Origin of the sequence: Halorhabdus sp. BNX81, assembly GCF_029229925.1 — an archaeon.
Classification (GTDB): domain Archaea; phylum Halobacteriota; class Halobacteria; order Halobacteriales; family Haloarculaceae; genus Halorhabdus.
Genome location: NZ_CP107254.1, coordinates 1,063,491 through 1,084,323 on the forward strand (window position 1 = coordinate 1,063,491; position 20,833 = coordinate 1,084,323).

General features: G+C 63.5%; 23 protein-coding genes. 12 read left to right on the forward strand and 11 right to left on the reverse strand.

All coding sequences use genetic code 11. The annotated features are described in order from the left end of the window. Positions 1–11 precede the first annotated feature (11 nt). The 3 genes from HBNXHr_RS05335 to HBNXHr_RS05345 are packed head-to-tail and all read right to left on the reverse strand — an operon-like array spanning position 12 to position 1,401. On the reverse strand, positions 12–716 hold the full coding sequence (locus tag HBNXHr_RS05335) for an RNase P subunit p30 family protein (RefSeq protein WP_275740151.1): 705 nt from the start codon (positions 714–716) through the stop codon (positions 12–14). Beyond that, entirely contained in the window at positions 716–1,147 is a 432-nt protein-coding gene (locus HBNXHr_RS05340; protein ID WP_275740152.1) for an RNA-binding protein, read from the reverse strand. The genes HBNXHr_RS05335 and HBNXHr_RS05340 overlap by 1 nt, the downstream gene beginning before the upstream one ends. 5 nt (positions 1,148–1,152) lie before the next feature. Continuing rightward, entirely contained in the window at positions 1,153–1,401 is a 249-nt protein-coding gene (locus HBNXHr_RS05345) for a DUF1918 domain-containing protein (RefSeq protein WP_275740154.1), read from the reverse strand. A gap of 230 nt (positions 1,402–1,631) precedes the next feature. Between HBNXHr_RS05345 and HBNXHr_RS05350 the strand changes: the two genes are divergently transcribed. Beyond that, positions 1,632–2,195: an NUDIX domain-containing protein gene (locus HBNXHr_RS05350; RefSeq protein WP_275883442.1), complete on the forward strand. Its 564-nt coding sequence runs from the start codon at positions 1,632–1,634 to the stop codon at positions 2,193–2,195. A 251-nt stretch (positions 2,196–2,446) separates the two neighbouring features. On the opposite strand, the gene pyrI is transcribed toward HBNXHr_RS05350, so the two are convergent. Both pyrI and pyrB read right to left on the reverse strand, forming a co-directional pair. Beyond that, positions 2,447–2,905, reverse strand: a complete 459-nt coding sequence (pyrI, locus tag HBNXHr_RS05355; RefSeq protein ID WP_275740158.1) for an aspartate carbamoyltransferase regulatory subunit — start codon at positions 2,903–2,905, stop codon at positions 2,447–2,449. Next, the gene (pyrB, locus tag HBNXHr_RS05360; protein ID WP_275740160.1) at positions 2,902–3,819 is read right to left on the reverse strand and encodes an aspartate carbamoyltransferase; all 918 of its coding nucleotides are present in this window, start codon (positions 3,817–3,819) and stop codon (positions 2,902–2,904) included. Before pyrB ends, pyrI begins: the two co-directional genes overlap by 4 nt. Positions 3,820–4,030: 211 nt before the next feature. Here pyrB and HBNXHr_RS05365 point away from each other — a divergent pair, with 211 nt between their 5' ends. Beyond that, on the forward strand, positions 4,031–4,660 hold the full coding sequence (locus HBNXHr_RS05365; RefSeq protein WP_275740162.1) for a transcriptional regulator: 630 nt from the start codon (positions 4,031–4,033) through the stop codon (positions 4,658–4,660). A gap of 211 nt (positions 4,661–4,871) precedes the next feature. Next, the gene (locus HBNXHr_RS05370) at positions 4,872–5,276 is read left to right on the forward strand and encodes a hypothetical protein (protein WP_275883443.1); all 405 of its coding nucleotides are present in this window, start codon (positions 4,872–4,874) and stop codon (positions 5,274–5,276) included. A 106-nt stretch (positions 5,277–5,382) separates the two neighbouring features. Here HBNXHr_RS05370 and HBNXHr_RS05375 read toward each other — a convergent pair whose 3' ends face one another. Together HBNXHr_RS05375 and HBNXHr_RS05380 are read right to left on the reverse strand one after the other, a co-directional pair. Next, complete coding sequence (locus HBNXHr_RS05375) at positions 5,383–5,898, reverse strand: NUDIX hydrolase (RefSeq protein WP_275883444.1); 516 nt, start codon at positions 5,896–5,898, stop codon at positions 5,383–5,385. A gap of 77 nt (positions 5,899–5,975) precedes the next feature. Continuing rightward, positions 5,976–6,941, reverse strand: coding sequence for a peptidylprolyl isomerase (locus HBNXHr_RS05380; RefSeq protein WP_275883445.1), 966 nt, complete (start codon positions 6,939–6,941; stop codon positions 5,976–5,978). Positions 6,942–7,052: 111 nt separating this feature from the next. On the opposite strand from HBNXHr_RS05380, the gene cyaB reads away from it, so the two are divergent. The 4 genes from cyaB (at position 7,053) to HBNXHr_RS05400 (ending at position 10,779) form a co-directional block, all read left to right on the forward strand. After that, positions 7,053–7,595 carry a class IV adenylate cyclase gene (gene cyaB, locus HBNXHr_RS05385; protein WP_275883446.1) on the forward strand — a complete coding sequence of 181 codons (543 nt, stop codon included), beginning with the start codon at positions 7,053–7,055 and terminating at the stop codon, positions 7,593–7,595. Positions 7,596–7,661: 66 nt separating this feature from the next. Beyond that, positions 7,662–8,864, forward strand: coding sequence for a methionine adenosyltransferase (locus HBNXHr_RS05390; RefSeq protein WP_275740173.1), 1,203 nt, complete (start codon positions 7,662–7,664; stop codon positions 8,862–8,864). Between the two features lie 91 nt (positions 8,865–8,955). Further along, positions 8,956–10,206 (forward strand): tRNA sulfurtransferase, encoded by a 1,251-nt coding sequence (locus tag HBNXHr_RS05395; RefSeq protein WP_275883447.1) that lies wholly within the window; start codon positions 8,956–8,958, stop codon positions 10,204–10,206. 39 nt (positions 10,207–10,245) lie between these two features. Next, positions 10,246–10,779: a DUF5804 family protein gene (locus HBNXHr_RS05400; protein WP_275883448.1), complete on the forward strand. Its 534-nt coding sequence runs from the start codon at positions 10,246–10,248 to the stop codon at positions 10,777–10,779. A 28-nt stretch (positions 10,780–10,807) separates the two neighbouring features. Here the strand turns inward: HBNXHr_RS05400 and HBNXHr_RS05405 are convergent, their stop codons facing one another. Both HBNXHr_RS05405 and HBNXHr_RS05410 read right to left on the reverse strand, forming a co-directional pair. Beyond that, on the reverse strand, positions 10,808–11,242 hold the full coding sequence (locus HBNXHr_RS05405; protein ID WP_275883449.1) for a response regulator: 435 nt from the start codon (positions 11,240–11,242) through the stop codon (positions 10,808–10,810). Positions 11,243–11,312: 70 nt separating this feature from the next. Continuing rightward, positions 11,313–12,221 carry a PLP-dependent cysteine synthase family protein gene (locus tag HBNXHr_RS05410; protein ID WP_275883450.1) on the reverse strand — a complete coding sequence of 303 codons (909 nt, stop codon included), beginning with the start codon at positions 12,219–12,221 and terminating at the stop codon, positions 11,313–11,315. 117 nt (positions 12,222–12,338) lie between these two features. On the opposite strand from HBNXHr_RS05410, the gene HBNXHr_RS05415 reads away from it, so the two are divergent. Continuing rightward, entirely contained in the window at positions 12,339–12,713 is a 375-nt protein-coding gene (locus HBNXHr_RS05415; protein WP_275740182.1) for a thioredoxin family protein, read from the forward strand. Between the two features lie 7 nt (positions 12,714–12,720). On the opposite strand, the gene HBNXHr_RS05420 is transcribed toward HBNXHr_RS05415, so the two are convergent. Then, positions 12,721–14,874 (reverse strand): thioredoxin domain-containing protein, encoded by a 2,154-nt coding sequence (locus tag HBNXHr_RS05420; RefSeq protein ID WP_275883451.1) that lies wholly within the window; start codon positions 14,872–14,874, stop codon positions 12,721–12,723. Between the two features lie 122 nt (positions 14,875–14,996). On the opposite strand from HBNXHr_RS05420, the gene purD reads away from it, so the two are divergent. From purD to HBNXHr_RS05435, 3 genes are all read left to right on the forward strand, one after another. Then, positions 14,997–16,289, forward strand: coding sequence for a phosphoribosylamine--glycine ligase (gene purD, locus HBNXHr_RS05425; protein ID WP_275883452.1), 1,293 nt, complete (start codon positions 14,997–14,999; stop codon positions 16,287–16,289). 149 nt (positions 16,290–16,438) lie between these two features. Next, complete coding sequence (locus HBNXHr_RS05430; protein ID WP_275883453.1) at positions 16,439–16,849, forward strand: DUF302 domain-containing protein; 411 nt, start codon at positions 16,439–16,441, stop codon at positions 16,847–16,849. Positions 16,850–16,966: 117 nt separating this feature from the next. Next, entirely contained in the window at positions 16,967–17,608 is a 642-nt protein-coding gene (locus HBNXHr_RS05435) for a hypothetical protein (protein ID WP_275883454.1), read from the forward strand. A gap of 22 nt (positions 17,609–17,630) precedes the next feature. Here the strand turns inward: HBNXHr_RS05435 and HBNXHr_RS05440 are convergent, their stop codons facing one another. Beyond that, positions 17,631–19,493, reverse strand: a complete 1,863-nt coding sequence (locus tag HBNXHr_RS05440; protein WP_275883455.1) for a PINc/VapC family ATPase — start codon at positions 19,491–19,493, stop codon at positions 17,631–17,633. A 143-nt stretch (positions 19,494–19,636) separates the two neighbouring features. Here HBNXHr_RS05440 and HBNXHr_RS05445 point away from each other — a divergent pair, with 143 nt between their 5' ends. Then, complete coding sequence (locus HBNXHr_RS05445) at positions 19,637–20,815, forward strand: AGE family epimerase/isomerase (RefSeq protein WP_275883456.1); 1,179 nt, start codon at positions 19,637–19,639, stop codon at positions 20,813–20,815. Positions 20,816–20,833: the final 18 nt, after the last annotated feature.

The window sequence follows — 20,833 nt, forward strand, 5'->3', positions numbered from 1 at the left end:
AGCTCCTCCGCTCACGGCGACTCGTCGTCCCGACCCAGACGCACCCCTGGTTCGACGAACCGGTCGCTGGATCGGGTCCGGTTGCGGTCGGCGATCTCACCCCAGGCAGCCAGCCCGGTCTCGATCCACTCCGGCGAACAATCGAGGACCTCGCCGAGTGCGCGCAGTTCCCGCGGCGCGCGCACCTGGAGATGGGTGGTTGCGTCCGCGCTCACGACGTAGGGCGCGTCGTACTGCTCGATCAACTCCCGGAGTTTCCGAAGCCCGCGGATCGTCTCGACGCGACGGCCGCCGTCCGACCGGAGGACATCCCGCAGTGACCACTCGATGTGGACACTGTTTTCGGCTGCTGTCCTGGCGATGACGTGATTGACGTCGCCCTCATCGGCCATCGGATGAGCCAGCACGTCGACCGCCGGTTGCTCGACGGCAAACCGGTTCATTTCGACGGACCCGCCGTGCACAGCGACGACCGTGCGGTGGTCCCGATGGTTGCCGATGAACCCACTCGCCCTGGATGGGTCCTCGGCCCGGACTTCGACGCCATCGACCACGTCGACGCCGTACGATTCGGTGATCGCCTCCCGGTCGTACTCCGGGAGTGCGTCACCGTGATTCCGGACGACCAGGCCGTCGTATCCGTATTCGGCGGCCGTCAGCGCGAGTCGGCCGACGGTGGTTTGCCCGTCCGGCCGGGCGTGGGCCGCCTCGTACATCACAGTGTTTCGAGTGCGTCCCGGACGTGTTCGATCGCGCGATCCCGCGTCGCCGGATAGGCCTCGACTTTGCCCCGGAGCGTGATCCCGTCGCCGCGCTCGATGTCCCCGTTGAACGCGGCTTGTTTCGACAGTGTCAGGAAAAACGACGTGTTGTCGTCGATCCGGTCGTCGAGTTCAGCGAGGAGCGTCTCGCGTTGCCGCTCCTGTAGCGTCGCCAGCTTCGAAAGTACGTGTCTGATCTCGTCCGCCCGTTCCAGCCGCGCCGACAGTACGAGGATCCGGTCACCGTGATGGCCCTCGCTTTCGACGCCTTCGAGCTCGGCCTCCTCGGGCATCAGCGTCCGCAGGGCCGTCTCGACGCGCGTGCTGTCCTCGGTAGCATAACAGAACGCCCGCAGATCGACGTAGTGGAAGGGGACGGACGACATTCGAGTCAGTCGTCAGCGTCGTCGGTCTCGGCTGGATCGTCCGCTTCGTCCGCTTCAGCATCCGGTCCATCCGCGTCCGGGGCCGCTTCCAGGGCGTCTTCGGGGACGCCCTGCTCTTGGCCGTCCTCGAATTTGACTGTGTAAGTCGCGTCGCCGAACATCGTCTCCATCACTTGCTTGATCGTTCCGGTCTCGCCGTCGTAGTCGCTGTGCTCGTCGTGTAGCACGACCGTCTCGTCCTCTTCGAATGCCATGTGGGTGTGATAATCAGGTAGGGAGTAAAAAGGGACTGATTCGACTGTTGCTGTCCGGCGCCACTGCCTGGCGGTACCGGGGACCGACCGCTCGCGCGAGCGTCTCACGGGTTTGGACTGTCGAACACACTTAAGCCACCGACGGCCGAACACATCCCCATGAACCCCCTCACACATCTCTTCCCCCAACTGGATCATCTGCCAAATCCATCCGACGGCATCCGCAGGCAATGACGGTCGTCGACGATCTCTGGTACCGCGCTGACGTCGCCGAGCAGGAAGCCGAGCAGACGTATCATCGGCTCCTCGAAGACCGAGACGACGTCATGGAGTTCACTCGGACGCGGTACGTTTCTCGCCCCCGTTTCGAGACGATCACCGAGCGGATTCAGGACAACGGCCTGCCGTACGGAGCCCATACCGTAGTCTATCGCGACGACGGCGAGTTGTTGCTCGTCCGTCACGACGCTGTCGGCAAGTGGGTGCTTCCCGGCGGCGAGGTCGGCACTGACGAGACGTTTCGGGAAGCTGCACGGCGCGAACTGACGGAGGAAGCCGGGATCGAGGCTGCGTTCACCGACCTCGCGCTGCTCGGCCGGGTCCAGTTTTACTGTAACGAGTACGAAACCTGGGGCGTGCTTCCGATCTACGAGGGACGAGCCACGGAGACGACACTGACCGTCGAGGATCCCGATGGCGAGATCACCGACGCGGAGTGGTTCACGTCACTGCCCGAGGACACGCGGGATCGCGATGTGCTGGTGCGCTTTCGCGATCACGAGCTAGACGGCTAGGGTACCGAGCCAGCGGGGGTGAACGCTACCCCCAACGTGCTACAGAAGCCAATACGACGACCACAGGCCTGTTCGTTAGCGCTTTTCCTTCAGGACGTACGCGATGACCACGAGGGTGATCAGGGCGATCAGGAGTTTCTTTTTCGACATCATGTGATATGTCGCCCCGTGCCGATAAAACAGTTCTGGGTCCGGGCTTGCAAGCCGGTTCTTTGCCTGCCCCGCTCGTTCGATCTCCGGAGCGATTCCCCTCAGTCGATCAACTCGGCGACGTCCTCACGGACGATGGTGTCGCAGTAACAGCACCGCACACCGTCCTCGAGTACCTCGAAGCGGGTCTCGACAGGCTCGTCTTCCGTTGTAATACACTGTGGATTCGGACACGACAGGACGCCGACGACCTCCTCGGGGCGGGCGACCCGGCGCTTCTCGATGACCTCGAAATCCCGAATGATGTTGATCGTCGCGGCCGGCGCGATCAGCGAAAGGACGTCGACTTCGGCCTGGCTTAACTCCCGGTCTTCGACCTTGACGATGTCTTTCTTTCCGAGCCGATCGCTCGGGACGTTCATCACGATGCTGACGGTATCCCCATCGCCGCCCTTGATCCCGAGAATCGAGAGGACGTGCATCGAGGCGCCGCCGTTGACGTGGTCGATGACGGTCCCGCTCCGGATCTTGCTGACGCGAAGCTCCTGGTCGTCGCTCATGCCGAGTCACCCCCGAGGACGAGATCGAGCAGCGCCATCCGCACCGGGACGCCGTTGTGTGCCTGCTGGAAGTACTCCGCATGGCTGGTCGCGTCGACGTCGTGATCGATTTCGTCGACCCGTGGCAGCGGGTGTAACACAGTGAGGTCGTCGCGCGCGTCTTCGAGCGTCGCCGCGTCGATCCGGTACTCGCCGGCGACCTTCCGGTACTCGCTTTCCTCCGGGAAGCGCTCCTCCTGAATCCGGGTTACGTACAGCACGTCCAGGCTGTCGAGGACGGTCGACAGTTCCGTGTGCTCCCGGATCGTGGCCCCCTCCTCGTGGAGGTCGTATCGGACGTTCCGTGGGAGTCTGAGACTCTCCGGGCTGATGAAGTGCTGGTTCGCGTCGAAGTTCGTCAGGGCGTGGGCCATCGAATGGACGGTTCGCCCGTATTTCAAATCGCCCATGATTCCGATCGAGAGGTCATCGAGGCCGGCGTTCTCCCGGATCGTATAGAGGTCCAGCAGCGTCTGGGTCGGGTGTTGGCCCGCCCCGTCGCCGCCGTTGATCAGCGGCACGTCGACGAATTCGCTGGCCATCTTCGCCGATCCTTCCATCGGGTGGCGCAATACCAGCGCGTCGGCGTATCCCTCGACGACCCGGATCGTATCGGCGAGGCTTTCGCCCTTCTTGACGCTCGAGTACTCGACTGGCCCCATGTCGACGATGTCACCGCCGAGGCGCTTGATCGACGCGCTGAAACTCATTTTCGTCCGCGTACTCGGCTCGAAGAACAACAGCCCGAGCAACGCGCCGGGATGGCGCTGGCGGAACGCGGCCGGATCGTCCGCGATCTCGGCCGCCCGGTCCAGCACCTCCTCGATGTCGGCCCGGGAGAGCTGTTTGGCATTGATAATGTGGTCGTGACGCATTGGTTTCACTCCTGATCCCCGGGCTATTGAATCCCCCGACACACCGGATTGGCTTCGAGCAACGACGACTTGTACAGTCGATTGACCGACCGATGGCTGTCGAGTCTCCGGGTTCTAACTCTCTCAAACGGCGGTCTAAACCCCCTGCGACCGCCATGGTTCATATATCCGGAATCTTTAATCAGGTGGGGATAATAGGTCCTGTTGATCTATGTCCGACCGGCTCCGGACCGGGATCGACGTACTCGATCGGAAACTCGACGGGGGCATCCCGGCCGGTAGCATCGTCGTGTTGAACGCCACGCCTGCGAGTCAGGCCGAGCTGTTCCTCTATGAGCTGACAGCTACGCGGGGGACGCTGTACCTTTCGCTTGATCGTTCCGAGCAGGCGATCAGCGACAGCTTAGAACAGTCGCCGACCGCAACTGGCCAGCCGACGATCAGACACGTCTCGGGTGAAGCCCCGCTCGACAACGCGGGCAAGCTCGTGAGCGCGCTCCCCGAGACGTCGAACCTCATCATCGACCCACTGGATGTCCTCGAAGCACAGGAACCACCGTCTCGATTCCGTTCGTTCATGAACGACCTGCAGAATCACATCTTCAACACTGGCAGCCTCGCCGTCTTGCACTGCTTGAGCGGTCGATCGGTACCGCCGCTGCGTGACACGACGGAACACTTCGCCGATGTCGTCTTCGACCTCAACACGACCATCTCGAACGACGAGGTCGAAAACCGACTCGCGATTCCGAAGTTCCGCGGCGGCCGCGCGCCGACGAACGTCATCAAGCTCGACCTGGTCGAGGAAGTCAGCATCGACACCAGCCGCGACATCGCCTAGAACCGACCTTTTTTCCGCTCGGGTATCCTCGCGCCGCCGGTGGCGGCGCTGTGGGTACCACTCGCGCAAAAAAGCTCGGCCAAAAAAGCGAACGCTCCCTCCGGTCGCGTTCGGAGTGTACTGCACCTTACTTCAATTTCCGGACGTTTAATATAGATCGGTTGGGTAATAAATCGAAGTTCTTTCTACAGTTACGTGCTTTGAGAAAGATATGGCCAATTTAACCCTTGCCGCACTCGTTTTTGGTGGTGCGTTTCTGATTGGGAATCAACTCCATGAACGATTTCATTTTTGGATAGGGAGGCTTTTCGGAGCCGATCCTGAATATACTGGTAGATTTGCACCAATTTTTCCAACTCGAACTGAGTATCGCAGTGATGATGTTCTAACCAAGCGAGAAGTTCAGTATGTAAGCATACCTGGACATCTCTTTTTCGCAGTCCTAGCAATTCTCGCGTCTATTCCCAATTTTCCAACATCTTACACAGAATTTGCACTTGTAGGTTGTGCTGTAGGCGGTGGTTTAATTTCGTGGACAGATGATATGGCTGCAAGAGATCCAGAGATCTGGATAAAGTTCAAAGAATGGATGGAGTCGGAGAGTGATTCCCCCTAATCAATACGCCAAGACAGTGATCAGGCAATTCAAGACAAACACGTCGAATGTATCACCTCGAAGAGACCAATAGCAGTCTACAGCAGACCCCGAAATCAGACCCTTGTCACGGCCCGTTCACGCACTCTTCGTAGGCGGATACCATCAAATCCGGGTTGAAGACGTTCTCGGGCAGGCCCTCGAACCAGCGAATATCGGTGATCTCCTCGTCGTCGACGGACGGATCGCGGTCGATCGTCGGGTCGTCGGCGATGGCCTCGAAGCAAACCAGCGTCCAGCCGACCGTCTCACCAGTCCCTTCGTGCTCAAAGGTGAACTCGTCGACTGCGCGGGGTGCGACGGGCGTTGCCTCGACGCCGGTCTCCTCGTCGATCTCCCGTTTGACCGCCGCTTCGAGGGACTCCCCTGGTTTGCGTGCACCGCCGGGGGCGAGCCAGCCGTCGGCCCACGGTTCCTCGATCAACAACACGCGACCGGCCGCGTCGAACGTCAAGGCCACCACGACCCACCCCGCCTGTACTGGCTCCGATTCGCGCGCGTCCGCGAACGCGTCCGCATCGATCTGCTCACGGGTCTCGGTCGTACGGATGTCGTCTCGGTCGCGGGGATCGACGATCGTCATGCAAGAGATACTGAATCGTCAGCGTGAGATCGTGTCGATCTCCAGCCGTTCGGGCGAACCAACCGTGGTCCGTCGGCTTACTCTTCGACGTCGAGCTCTTCGGCCAGTTCGTCGGCGTCGACGTCAGCGTCCTCCAGGGCGTCCTCGAGGTCGCCGCCACCGCCGCCCATGCCGGGCATCATGCCGCCCATGCCGCCCATCATGCCGCCGCCCTCGCCGAGGGTCTCCTGAACGATAACGCGATCGACGCCGAGCAGTTCGACGAACTGCTGGGCGATCTGCTGTTTCTGGAACATCCACTGCTGGTTCATCGAGAGCTGCGGCGTGGCCTCGATGTACAGCGTGTCCTTCTCGACTTCAACGGTCTCGGTGACCGGGCCGTCATCCTCGTCGTCCCCTTCCTCCGCAGCTTCTTCGAGGTCGTCGGCCTCCTCGACGATCTCCTCTTCCTCCTCGACGTCGGTCTCGAACCAGACGTCGAGGTCCATGCCGAGCATGGTGTCGAGCAGGCTCGATGCCTGTTCTTCGCGGTCGTCGACCGTGTCGAGGATCTCGTAGTCGTACTCGATGTCCTCGCCGGCCAGCGGGTGGTTGAAGTCGACGCGGGCCCGCCCGCCGATGATCGTCTCGACGTAGCCCTGTTCGCCATCGATGGTGACGGCCGCACCGGGATAGCGGTCGTCTTCCTCGATCTTGTTGGCGCTGATGGTCCGAACCTCCTCGTCGTCGTACTCGCCGAACGCGTCGGCAGCCGGGACGACGACGGATCCCTCGTCGCCTACTTCGCTGCCGACGATGTCGTCTTCGACGTCCGGGAAGATGTGGCCCTCGCCGAGGACGACCGTCCGTGGTTCGAACTCCTGGTCCTCGCCAACGCCCTCTTCGTCGGCGACTTCCTGGCTGGTCGTGTCGACCAGGTCGCCCCCGTCGACGGTCCGGGCCGTGTAGGCGACTGTGACGAAGTCCCCGTCCTGGAGGCCGGTCGATTCGGCGTCGTGCTCAGCTTCGGTGTCGGCCTCGTCGGCCGCTGTATCGTCGCTCATACCCCAACCGACAGTCGTTTCGCTCTTAAGGACAACGTTTCCGACTCGTACCCGCGAGACAGTACATGCCGAGTCGAGTCGTTTTTGCCGGATGGAATCTTTCCCGGTGTCATGTACGAGGTCGAACTCAAGGTCCCTGCCGACCACGGGAAAGTCAAGGAGCGACTTCTCGACGCCGAAGCCGATCCCCTCGGCACGATCCGACAGGTCGACACCTACTACAACGCCCCCCACCGGGACTTTGCGGCCACCGACGAGGCGCTCCGTATCCGCCGCGAGCACGCCCACGGCGAGGTGACGGCGAAGATCACTTACAAGGGGCCGAAGGTCGACGGGGCGTCCAAGACTCGCGAAGAACACGAGACGAGTGTCGGCGACGGTGAGACGGCCGACGCCATCTTCCGCGGTCTCGGGTTCGAACCGGCCGCCACCGTCGAGAAACAACGACACCGGTACGCCCTCCGAAATTCTACCGTTACACTCGACGACGTGACCGATCTCGGCGAGTTTGTCGAAGTCGAAAGGGCTGTCGAGACGGACGCCGAAATCGAGGCGGCACGCGAGTCGGTAACGTCGTTGCTGTCGGATCTCGGTCTCGATCCTGCGGATAGCATCCGAACGTCGTACCTCGGTCTTCTGCTTGAGAATAACTAATAGTAATCGTTTGGGGTCCAAAGGTTTCCGTAAGTTATAGACGATGGGGATGCCTACCCTCCACTAATGAGTGAACGGAATATTCGGGTCACGCAGGCACGCGGGCAAGCGGTCGAAGATCAGCGGATCGAAGTCGTCGAACGAAAGGGGATCGGGCATCCCGACTCGATCTGTGACGGTCTCGCCGAGGCCGTTTCCCAGGCACTCGCGGGGGCGTATCTCGACCGCGTCGGGAAAGTACTGCACTACAACACCGACGAGACGCAACTCGTGGCCGGGACATCTGCCCCAGCGTTCGGCGGCGGCGAAGTCATCGAGCCCATCTATCTGCTGCTCGTCGGCCGTGCGACCAAGGAGTACCAGGGAACGCGTATTCCGACGGATACGATCGCGCTCGAAGCCGCCCGCGAGTACCTCGACGAGACGTTCCCACACCTCGATGTCGGCTCGGACGTGATCGTCGATGTCCGGCTGGGCGAGGGCAGCGGCGACTTACAGGAGGTCTTCGGCGAGGACGGCGCAGTCCCGATGGCCAACGACACCTCGTACGGCGTGGGTCACGCCCCACTCACTGAAACAGAGCGGATCGTCCTCAACACCGAACGTCGCATCAACGGCGAGTACACCGACGAGCACCCCGAAATCGGGCAGGACATCAAGGTCATGGGCAAGCGCGAGGGCGACGAGATCGACGTGACTGTCGCCGCCGCGACCGTCGACGCCCACGTCGACAACATCCACGAGTACCGCGACGCCGTCGAGGGTGTCCGGGAGTTCGTCGCCGACCTCGCGACGGAGTACACGGACCGGGACGTCAGGGTCCAGGTCAACACCGCCGACGACTACGAGGAGGGCGCGATCTACCTGACGACGACCGGGACCAGCGCCGAACAGGGCGACGACGGCTCGGTCGGCCGTGGCAACCGTGCGAACGGCCTCATCACGCCAAACCGGCCGATGAGCATGGAGGCGACCAGCGGGAAAAACCCCGTCAACCACATCGGGAAGATCTACAACCTTCTCAGCACGGAGATCGCCGAGTCGGTCGTCGCGGAGGTCGAGGGCATCAGACAGTTGCAGGTCCGGCTGCTCAGCCAGATCGGCTCGCCGATCGACGACCCCCACGTCGCCGACGCCACGATCGTCACCGAGGACGGCGTAGCTGTTAGCGAGGTCGAAGACGATGTGGCGGCGATCATCGACGACGAACTCGAAGACATCACGAGCGTCACCGAGCGCGTCATCGACGGCGAACTCTCGACGTTCTGAGCGCAGGTTTGTCCCGTCAGACGGCTGGCGTCGGCTCACCCTCGACCGTGTCGAAGCCTGTTTATCCCCCCATCGAGTAGCCGGAAGCCAGATGCATCCGCCAGGAGCCGATGTCGTCGTTGTGCGCCACGGCGAAGTCGGCGTCAAGAGCGATCAGGTTCGGATGAAAATGGAGTTTCAACTCCAGGAAAACCTGAACGCCCTGCTCGCGGATCGCGACCTGCCGGGCGACACCGGCTGTGAGCGCAACCGGCTGTACATTCGGACCGAGGAATCCGCCGTCGAGGCCGCGACAGCAGCCGCTGTCGAGGCTCCCGGTGTCGTCTCCGCGAGCCCAGCCGTCTCGGTCGAGCCGACGATGGATGGGATCACTGACGCGCTTGCGGCGGCTGCGCGGGCCTGCCACGACGGCGGTCCCTTTGCCGTCCGCGCCCGCCGGGCCGGCAACGCGGACACGCACGACTTTTCCAGTCGCGACCTCGAATCCGAGGGGGGCCAGGCGATCTGGGACGCGATCGCCGAGACGGGCGGGACACCCGAAGTCGATCTGGACGATCCAGCGTTCACTGCCTTTGTCGACTGTCGGCCCGACGAGGCGTTCGTCTTCGTGGAAAAACGGGCTGGTCCGGGTGGCCTGCCGCTGGGGACCCAGAAACCGCTGGTGGCGCTGGTCAGCGGCGGGATCGACTCGCCGGTCGCCGCCTGGCAGGCCATGACTCGCGGCGCACCGATCGTCCCCGTCTACGTCGATCTCGGTGCCTACGGCGGTGTCGACCACCGTGCCCGGGCAGAGACGACTGTCGGGGCGTTGGCCCGGCGCGCGCCGAACTTCGATCTCCGGCTCAGAGTGGTAGACGGCGGCGCGGCCGTCGAACAACTGGTCGAAGCGACCGACGACACCAGGATGCTATCCCTCCGGCGGTTCATGTACCGCGCTGCCGAGACGGTCGCCCGCGAGCACGACGCTGTCGGGATCGTCTCCGGCGAGGCGATCGGCCAGAAATCGAGTCAAACGACCGCCAACCTCGCGGCGACCGACGCTGTCACCGACTTGCCGATCCATCGACCCTTGCTCACGATGGACAAGACCGACATCATCGAGGCCGCTCGCGACCTCGGGACCTATGATGACGCGACCGTCCCGGCCGGCTGTAACCGTGTCGCTCCCTCGCGCCCGGAGACGGCAGGAACGCCCGAGTCCGTGGCGTCGGCCGAACCCGAAGGGTTCCTGGCGATGGTTGAGTCCGCCGCTCGTGATCCGGCTGTCGTCGACGTTGTCAGCCAGTCCGCCAACTCGTCATCGACCACGCAGTCCGGCGAGCCGTCGGCGGCCGACCGGTGACGAAACCGCTTTGAGTCGCCCCATCGTTGTCCCGAGCGAATGACTCGCGTCTGCCTCCTCGGGAGCGAGGACGTTTCACTCCGGCAGACGTTACTCGGCCACGAGACGGCCCGGGAGGCGCTCGCGACCTACGACCTCGCGGAGCCGTACCACAACGCCATCGAACTCGAGACGGTGAGTCTTGGCGCGGCCGTCGCGCTGTTGAACGATCTCAACTGGTATCTGGTCCGGTACGTCGATGCTGCGCTGGTCCGGGAGCCGAGCGTCAGCGAGAGGGAATGGCTCTCGCGGGAGCTCGCCACGGCGATTCGGGATGGGGATGTCGATCCCGACGCATCCGGACGATATCTCAAAGTGTATGGCGTCGAGGAACCGTCGTCGACCACTGCCAGGACAGCGGCTGAACCCGATGGAAGCGACAGCGGCGACGAACAACAGCCAGACGACCCCTCACCACGACTCGTCGAACCGATGTACGTCACACGGACTGATGGGTCGATTCCGAGGTACGATCTTCGGGATGTCGAGGAAACTGTCGTCGTCCGTGTCTCCGAGCGGGAGTTCTCACGGTGAGACGCGGTGCCCCTTCCGGGAGGGGCCCTCAGTTCGACGTGTATATTTCCGGCTGCCCCGTTCGGCCCTGGGTCGCGGTCGCAATTCGCTCCGCCAGCCGACTGTATTGTCCGCTTTCGGCCCCTTTCAGGAAATAGTCGGTCACGTCTTGGGCCATCGCTGCGCTGGCGACTTCATCGTCCCCCTTCCCAGTGAACAGGATGAACGGAAGTTCGGGATAGTCGTTCCGAACCGACTCCAGCAGCTCCAGGCCGTTCATCTCGGGCATGTCGTAATCGCTGACGACGCAGTCGATCGATCCCGTTTTCAGACGCTCGATGGCCGCACGTGGATTCGTTTCCGCAACTGTCTCGAATCGCTCGTTTGTCTCTTCCAGTAGCGATGCCGTAAGCGTCACAAGATCCGGATCGTCGTCGACACATAGAACGGTGATCTGGCCCATCCCTATCTCGACGAATGTCACATTCCCTCATAAACTCTGGCGCGGATTTACACGGCGAGAAAACGCAGACGGCGACGCGATTATTTGATAGTTAGTCGAACAGACCGGTTGAAAGATATCGTTCGCCACTGTCCCAGAAGACGGTCACGACCAGGGGCGGTTCAGCGGCGTCAGGTTCGGCCCGTTCCGCGGCGACTTCCCGGGCGATGACGCCCATCGCGCCGCTGGACTGGCCGACGAGCAATCCTTCCGCACGGGCAAGGCGTCGACATTCCGCTTCTGCATCCGCGAGTTCGATCGTCCGGACCTCGTCGATCACGTCCCGATCCAGGTTCTCGCTGATGAACCCCGGCCCCATGCCCTGGAAGTCGTCCGAGCCCGATTCGCCTGTCGAGAGGACCGCGTTCTCGGCGGGTTCGACGCCGATCACGTCCACATCCGGGAATTCCTCACGAAGCCGCCGGGCTGTCCCGCTGATCGTCCCGCCAGTGCCCACGCCGGCGACGAACGCGTCGATTTCCCGATCACCAACCTGTTCGAGAATTTCGGGCCCTGTTGTCTCGTAGTGTGCCTGGGGGTTCGCGGGGTTCTCGAACTGCCGGAGCTGGACCATCCCCTCATCGGCTTCGAGTGCATCAGCCCGATCCCGGGCGTCGGTCATGTCGCCCTCGATCAGTTCCAGATCTGCCCCGTAGGCTTCCATCAGCCGGCGGCGCTCGACGGACATGTCCGCTGGCATGACGATGGTCACGTCGTACCCCTTCGCGGCCGCGACCAGCGAGATGCCGATGCCGGTGTTCCCGCTGGTCGGCTCGACGATCCGGTCACCTGGAGAGAGGTCACCGTCGCGTTCGGCGGCCTCGATCATCCCGAGTGCGGGGCGGTCCTTCGCCGACCCGCCGGGGTTGAACGATTCGACCTTGGCGGCGACGGTCGCGCCCGGTGGCGAGTCGATCTCGACCAGCGGCGAGCCGATCGTCTCGAGAATGCTATCGTCCATTGTGCCCGGATTCGACGCCCGGGAGTAAACACCCGGCGGTCACCGGCAGGTCGTGCCGGTGTCGACACTGCCTCCCCAAGCGGTGCTGTTATTCAGCGTCGACCCCTGGATCGAACAATGATACTCGAAACGATGGAACCCAATCCGGTCTGGAACGCCGACGCCCACGCCGACACGGTCGAGACGCTCGGCGATTTCGCGGACGCGACGTTCAAAATCTGGGGCGCGGACTGGTGTGGCGACTGCCGCTCGCAGCTCCCCGACTTTGCCGCTGCGCTGGACGCGGCGGAGATTCCTGATGATCACGTCGAGCACTATCCCGTCGACCGCGACAAACAGGGTGACGGCGTCGATGCATACGGGATCGAGTACATCCCGACTGTTGTCGTCGAGCGCGACGGCGAGGAACTCGCCCGCTTCGTCGAGGCGGAGCGTGAACCGATCGCCGTCTATCTGGCAACTCAGCTCGAATCGGCCGAATCGACCGCCTGAATCGCACTCAGGGGCCGCTGTCGAACCACGCCAGGGCGTCCTCGACGTCCTGTTGGGGCTGCGAACACGTGAACTCCCGGCAGGCGTAGATCGTCGGTCCGCCGTCGGCCGCCCGCCCGGCGAAGATCGGCGGCGCGTCCTCGAGCCCGAACTGGTCTAGCCACTCCGCTAGCCCGGCTTCGGTCGCCGGTCGACGAGCGAGTACGCGAGCGGGGAGGTACACCTCTCCGACGCGTTCGCGCCACTCTGCCGGGATCTCATCGGCGGCGATCGTCAGTTCGGTCGAGCCGTGCTGGTCGCGATCACTTCCCAGCACCAGCGACGCGTGCTGGAGCGCGTCGGCGGCGATAGCACTGTGGTGTGTTTCCAGGACCGCACCCGCGACCGCTCCGAACCGATCGTGCGGGACAAATTCGTCGAGCGTGACGAGCACGTCGACAGCCACGCCGGCGCTGGAGGGTGTCGAGCGGTCCGTCAGCTCCTGGGGGCGAGCAAGCAGGTCCGTCCCGGCGTCGCTTCCAGCTTCCTCGGTGAAATACAGCGTTCCCGCATCCTCGTCGAAGAATCGCGTCGCTATCTCTTCGGCGAGATCCAGCGCGAACGCGAGCTGATCGGGATCGCCACTCGCCTGATAGCAGTCGAGTGCGCCCCGAGCGAGGAAGGCGTAATCTTCGAGGTACCCCTCAACGCGGACGTCACCGTCGATATATCGACGCTTGAGGAGGCCGCTATCCTCGTCCCAGAGCGTCTCCCGGACGAATTCCAGGGCATCGACGGCGCGATCCAGGTGATCCGCTTCGAGCGCGAGCGATCCTTCGGCGAGCGCGGAGATGGCCAGCCCGTTCCACCCCGCGAGGATCTTCTCGTCGCGCGGCGGTCGGGTGCGCTCCGACCGCGCGTCGAACAGCTGCTCGCGTGCCCGCTCAAGTCGGTCCCGGACGTCATCGACTTCGAGCCCCGACTGGGCGGCCAGTTCGTCCACGCTCGCGGCGATCGTCAGGACAGTCTGACCGTCCTCGAAATTGCCGTCCTCGGTGATCCCGTAGCGGTCGAGGACGAGCGAGACGTCAGTTTCGTCCGCGACAGCCGCCCGGACCTCCTCGGGTGTCCAGACGTAGAACTTCCCCTCCTCGCCCTCGCTGCGGGCGTCGAGCGTGCTGTAGAATCCGCCCTCGGGATGGCCGAGTTCGCGCTCGAGGAAGTCGAACGTCTCGCCGGCGACGCGGGCGTAGCGCTCGTCGCCGGTCACCCGATAGCCCTCGATGAGCGCCCGCGGGATCTCGGCGTTGTCATAGAGCATCTTCTCGAAGTGCGGCACAGTCCAGGATCGATCGGTCGCGTACCGATGGAACCCGCCGCCGACGTGATCGTAGAGGCCGCCGTCGACCATCGCGTCCAGGCTCTCGGTGAGGACGGCCCGGTATTCGCCGGGGTCAGCGCCGTCGCCGTCAGCACTGCGTTCACTGCCGAACCTGGCGTCGGCGCGCAACAACAGCTGCAGGCGGCCGGGCTGGGGGAACTTCGGCCCACCGGAGCCAAAGCCGCCCTGTTCCCGATCGGCGGTGCGGACGGCCGCGTCAGCGCCCGCACGGAGTAGTTCGTCGCTCCGAACGTCGCTGGGATCGGCTGGAGTGGGCGTCCCTTCGAGTTCGCCGCTGATGGCATCAGCCCACTGATCGGCCCGCTGTTCGATTCCGTCGCGATCGTTCTCCCAGGTTTCCTTGAGGTCTTCGAGCAGGTCGGCGAATCTGGGCCGGCCACCACGGGAATCCGGTGGAAAGTAGGTGCCGACGTAAAACGGACGGCCATCCGGCGTCAGCCACACCGAGAGGGGCCAGCCGCCCTGCTGGCCGAGTAGCTGGGCCAGCGTCTGGTAGATCCGGTCGACGTCCGGGCGCTCCTCGCGGTCGACCTTGATTGGGACGAAGTTCTCGTTGAGGACGGCTGCCGTCGCTTCGTCCTCGAAACTCTCCTCGGCCATGACGTGACACCAGTGACAGGCGGCATAGCCGATCGACAGGAAGATGGGCTTGTCCTCGTCCTCGGCGGTCGAGAGTGCTGTCTCGTCCCAGGGTTGCCAGTGAACCGGATTGTCGGCGTGTGCCTGCAGATACGGGCTCCCCTCCGCAGCAAGTCGGTTACGATCGGTCGGATCGGTCATACCGGGGTTGGGAGTCCCGGCGGTAAAACCGTCGTGCAGGCGGCGATATGGACGCCATCTCCGTCCGGAGGGCTGTCCGGCAAAGAGCAACCTTTACACTCCCCTGGCGTGGCGATTCTCCCATGACAGAGACGGTACTACTGGTCGGGGGTGGCGGTCGAGAGCATGCGGTCGCCCGTGCGCTCGCCGACTCGGACTGTTCGCTGTACGCTGCCGCCGGCAACCGCAATCCAGGCATTGCCAGTCTCGCCGACGGGTTCGAGACGCTGGATACCACCAACCCGACGGCAGTCAGGACCTATGCCGAGGAAACCGACGCGACACTTGCGGTCGTCGGCCCGGAGAGTCCGCTCGAAGCGGGCGTCGCCGACGCGCTCGACGACGCCGGCGTCTACGCGTTCGGCCCACAACAGAACGAAGCGCGCATCGAGACGGACAAGGGCTTCCAGCGTCGGTTCATGGAGCGAAACGACATCCCCGGCCTCCCGGATTTCGAGGAGTTCACCGACAGCGAGGCCGCCTGTGCGTTCATCGACGAGTACGACGGCGACCTCGTCGTCAAACCGGCCGGACTGACCGGCGGGAAAGGCGTCCGCGTCATCGGCGATCAGGTCACTGCCGCGGAGGCCAAAGAATACATCCGCGAGTCCGATCACGACCGACTCGTTCTCGAAGAGCGACTCGTCGGCGAGGAGTTTACGGTCCAGGCGCTCGTCGCGAACGGCGACGTCCGCGTGACGCCCGCCGTTCAGGACCACAAACGGGCCTACGAGGGCGACGAGGGACCCAACACCGGCGGGATGGGGAGTTACAGCGACGCCACCCTCGAACTGCCGTTCATGGATCGGGCGGACTACCTCGAAGCCGTCGACATCCTCGAAGCGACGGTCGACGCGCTGGAGGGGTACAAGGGCGTCCTCTACGGCCAGTTCATGCTCACCGCCGAGGGTGTGAAAGTCGTCGAGTTCAACGCCCGCTTTGGCGATCCCGAGGCGATGAACACCTTGCCCGTGATGGAGACTGACCTGCTCGATGTCCTCGTCGCCGCCCGTGATGGCGAGGCGCTGCCGCAACTCCAGTTCCAGTCGGCAGCGACCGTCTGTAAGTACGCTGTCCCCGACGGCTATCCGGCGGACCCGGAAGCCGGAGCAAAGGTGCAGATCGACCCCGAAAGCGCCGGCGCGGCCACACTGTTCTACGCGAGCGTCGACGAACGCGATGACGGGATCTACACCACCACCTCACGTTCCTTTGCGGTCGTCGGCGTCGCGGATTCGATCACCGATGCCGAGGCGATCACGACCGAGGCCTTGGAGCGTGCCGGCACCGATGGCTTGCGCGTGCGCTGGGACATCGGCAAAGCCGACCTTGTGCAGTCCCGGATCGACCACATGGCCGAATTGCGTGGGGAGTAATCCGTCGGCCGACGGAGTCGCCGGATCTCTCGGTGGAGCAACGTCCGACTGTCGGCTTTCGGAGCCGTAGTCTTGTTCACAAAATTCAATAACGGGCAATACTTGTTCGGAGGGGAGGAATTACCCCGATCGCCCTCGTTTGTCGTCTCATGGCAACGTATACGAACCGCTATCGCGTCGACGCATCGTTCGAAGACACGATCGAGGCCGTCACGGCGGCACTGGGTGAGGAAGGATTCGGCATTCTTTCGGACATCGACGTCCAGGGGGCGTTCCGGGAGAAACTCGACGCGGAGTTCGGCCAGTATCGCATCCTGGGTGCGTGCAACCCCGGCATTGCGTACGACGCACTGGACGAGGAGTTCGAACTCGGTGCGTTGTTGCCCTGCAACGTCGTCGTGTACGATGACGGCGACGCCACGGGCGTCAGTGTCGTCGATCCGACCCAGCTGTTCTCCGTCGTCGACAACGACGACCTCGAATCGCTCGTCGAGGAGGTCGATAGCCGACTCGAAACGGCGCTCGAGGCAGTTCCCGATGCAGAACCTGTCGCCGACTGAGCCGGCCGACTGTCACCGAGGCGACGTTTCGAGCGCTTTCTTACGGAATCGAGCGTCTATTGATTACGCAGGGCCTTCCATCCCAAAGGATTTCACCACGCTGGGCGGAATAGGAGTATGAATCAACAACGAACAGACGCCCTGGTTGACGCCGTGTATGGGGCGTTAATTTTTGTTTCGGTTGTGCTGATTGTCGTCGTTGACAACGATGTGGGGATCGCGTTCGGCATCGGCGTGCTGGTATCGTACTTCGTTCACGTCGCCTGGAAGATGTCACAGTACGATCCGGAGTGGATGGTTTCGGCCGTCGAACAGACCGTCGAAGAGACAGTCGACGAGACGGTCGAAAAGCAAGTGGGTGATACCGTCGAGTCCACCGTCAAGGAAACGGTCGACCAGCAAGTCGGCGAGACTGTCGAGGAAACGCTCGGCGAAACGGTCGGCGAGTCAGTCAACGAGACCGTCGAGGAGACCGTCGAAGCAGCGGTCGACGAAACGGTCGGCGAATCGGTCGAAGAAACCGTCGAGGAGACCGTGGAAGAAACCGTCGGTGAAACCGTCGAAGAGACAGTCGAAGCGGCAGTCGACGAGTCGGTCGAAGAGACGGTTGGCAAGACAGTCGAGGAGAAAGTCGAGGAAACGGTCGAGAAAACGGTCGAGGAGAAAGTCGAGGAAACGGTCGAGGAGAAGGTCGACGAATCCGTCGTTGACACGGACGAAGACGACTCGGCCGACGGCTCGGATTCAAACGACAACTGAGCGAACGACCGGTATCGACCGTTTACGAGGGCGACACGACGATCTGCTGGCTCCGGTCGATCGCCAGTTCGAGTTCTTCGGCGATCGCACTCCCCCGGGAGACCTGGATCTCGCCGCCCCGACTCACGGTCGCGGTGAAGAGGTATTCGCCGTCGGCCTGGACCTCGACGGTCTCGCCGGCGTGACCGTCGGCCGGAACGATGACGTGCCGTGAGGTGATCTCCGGCGTGACTGCGACGCCCGCCGAGCTACTGCTCGAACCGCCCCCGGAGTTTCCGGATGTCGATCCGCGACGCTTCCCGCCCGGTCGTTCGTCGAACGTCCGCACGTCGATGTCGATCCCGAGGCGGTTCTCGACGTCGCTGATCCGGCCGCCACCCTTGCCGATGACCTGGGAGATGTCCCGATCCTCGACCCAGACGATCGCGCGGTCGCGGCCCCGTACCTCGACTTCGACGTGGCCGTCGGCGATCGACCGGATCTCGCGTTCGACTTCCTGGCGGGCGATCCGATCGACGCCGCTCTCGCTCTCCTCGCTCTCGCCGATCGGCACCGTCACGACCTGGCGGTTGAAGGTGTAGATCTCGTACTCGGGCCTTCCGGTCTCGAAGTCCTCGATGACGATCACCGGCCGCGCAAGGTCCTCCTCCATCAAGCCCTCGGGCACTTTCACCTCGGTGGTGACGTCGTAGACAGTGTCGATCTCGCCGGCCTCGATGTAGACGACGGTGTCGACCACTTGGGGGATCATGCCCAACTCGACGCGCCCGACCAGCCGCTGGAGCGCGTCGATGGCCCGCGTCGCGTGGACGACGCCGATCATGCCGACGCCGGCCAGGCGCATGTCCGCGAACACCTCGAAGTCGTCGGTCTTGCGGACCTCGTCGTAGATGGTGTAGTCCGGCCGGACCATCAGCAACGAGTCCGCGGTCCGCTCCATCGAGCCCGCGAGTTCGGTGTACTGGGTGACTTCCGGGCCGACCTGAAGGTCCCGGGGTTTCTCCATGGTCTTGACCGAGTAGTCGGCGTCGGTCAGGAACTCGGCGACTGCCTGAGCGAAGGTGGACTTGCCGGCCCCCGGCGCGCCCGAGATGAGGACGCCGCGCTGGCGTTCGACCAGTCGATCCCGGAGCTCGTCGGCGTACTCGTAATCCTCAAGGTCCGTCTTGACGATCGGCCGGACGGCCGTGATCTCCAGGCCGTCGGCAAACGGCGGGCGGGCGATCGCGATCCGGTATTCGCGGAACTGGACGATACGCATTCCGGGTTCGTCGATCTCGATGAACCCGTCGGGAGAGGCACGAGCACTCTCCTCGATGTCGTGGGCGAACTCCTTGAGCTGTTCCTCGGTCGAGACGTCCTCCCGGATCCGCTCGTAGTGCATGTCGCCGATCGCCCCGCGTTTGGCCATCGGCGCGACGCCCACCTTGAGATGGACGCTCATCGTCGTCTCGTCGAAGAACTGCCCGATATCTAGAGATTCGACGTCTCTGCCGACTGGTTCGATAAAGACGACGTCGAGTCCCTTCGCTTGACCGACCTCGCTCTGGACGACGTCGCTGGTGACCAGCGTCGCGTCTCGATCCTCCGCAAGATCGCGGATCAACGCGTCGATATCGCCTTCGTCGGCGGCCCGTCGCTCACTCGATTCCGGTCGACGGCCGATGTATGCAATCTCGATCTCGCCGTCGTCAGCCAGGTCGGCCAACCGTTGAAGCTCTTCGAGCCCGTCCCAGCCGGTTTGTCTCCCCTCGTTGGCCTGGGATTCAAGCTCGCCCACGACAGCCTCGGGGACCGCGACCGTCGCGTCGGCGAACTCGCCATCGCTGATGCGATCGGACACACGCCCGTCGATAATGACGCTCGTGTCCGGTACAATGTTCATACCCGTTGGTGGGGCCGCGCCGGTGATAAACGCCAGCATCCCGGCGCGGGAGGGGTCAGGCCGGCAGTCAACGCCCCTCCTTCTCGTCCGCACTTGCTCGTCCCGTCGAAGCCTATTTGCTTTCCTCGTCCGACCCTCTCAGTATGGCCGATCAGTACCGGCGGGCCGATTGGCTCGTCGATCGCCTTCGGGACGTTCTCACGTTCTACTATCCGACCGGGATCGACGAGGAGGTGGGTGGATACATCGCCCAACTCGACGAGGAGACCGGGGAGATCTACGACGCGGAGTCGAAACACCTGGTCGCCACGACGCGCTACGTCGTGAACTGCTGTCTCGGCGCTCGGTTCGAGGACCAACAGCCGTGGCTCGATGCCGCCGAGCACGGCGTCGAATTCCTTCGGGAGGGGCACTACGATCCCGAGACCGGCGGTTACGACTGGCTGCTCGAAGGGGCCGAAACTGTTGATCGAAAGCGCGTCTGCTACGGGCACGCGTTCGTCCTGCTTGCGTATGCTCGGGCGCATGAGGCCGGCATCGATGGGGCCCGCGAGGGGATCGAAGCGACGTACGATCTGCTGATGGAGCACTTCTGGGAACCGGCCCATCACCTCTGTCAGAGTGAGTTCGACGGCGACTTCGCCGAGGCGTCGGCCTACCGTGGACAGAACGCCAACATGCACACCTGCGAGGCGATGCTCGCCGCCCACAAGGCGACCGGCGAGGCTCGGTATCTCGACCGCGCTCGCGAGATCGCCCATGCACTCACCGTCGACCTGGCTGGCGAACACGACGGTCGTCTGTGGGAACACTACACCGAATCGTGGGACCACGACATGGACTACAACCGCGAGAAGCCGAAGGATCTCTTTCGGCCGTGGGGCTACCAGCCGGGCCACCACGTCGAGTGGGCGAAACTCCTGGCGATCCTCGACCGCGACGCCGAGGTCGAGTGGGCGATCAACCGCGCCGAGGAACTGTTCGAGATGGCCATCGAGCACGGCTGGGACGACGAGTTCGGCGGGTTCTACTATACGTTCGATCGTGATGGCCAGCCGATCGTCGAGGACAAATACGGCTGGCCGGTCGCCGAGGGCATCGGTGCGGCCGCGGCGCTGTCCGAGCGGACCGGCGACGACGCCTATCTGGACTGGTACGACCGGTTCTGGGAGTACGCCCAGACCCACCTGACCGCGCCCGGCGGAAACTTCTACACCAAGCTGACGCGGGCAAACGAGCCGATCGACACTGACGAGGGCCCCGCCGTCGAGCCAGGGTATCATCCGATCGGAGCCTGTTTCGAGGGACTCCGGTCGCTGTGAGCTCGGGTTGCATCCGTC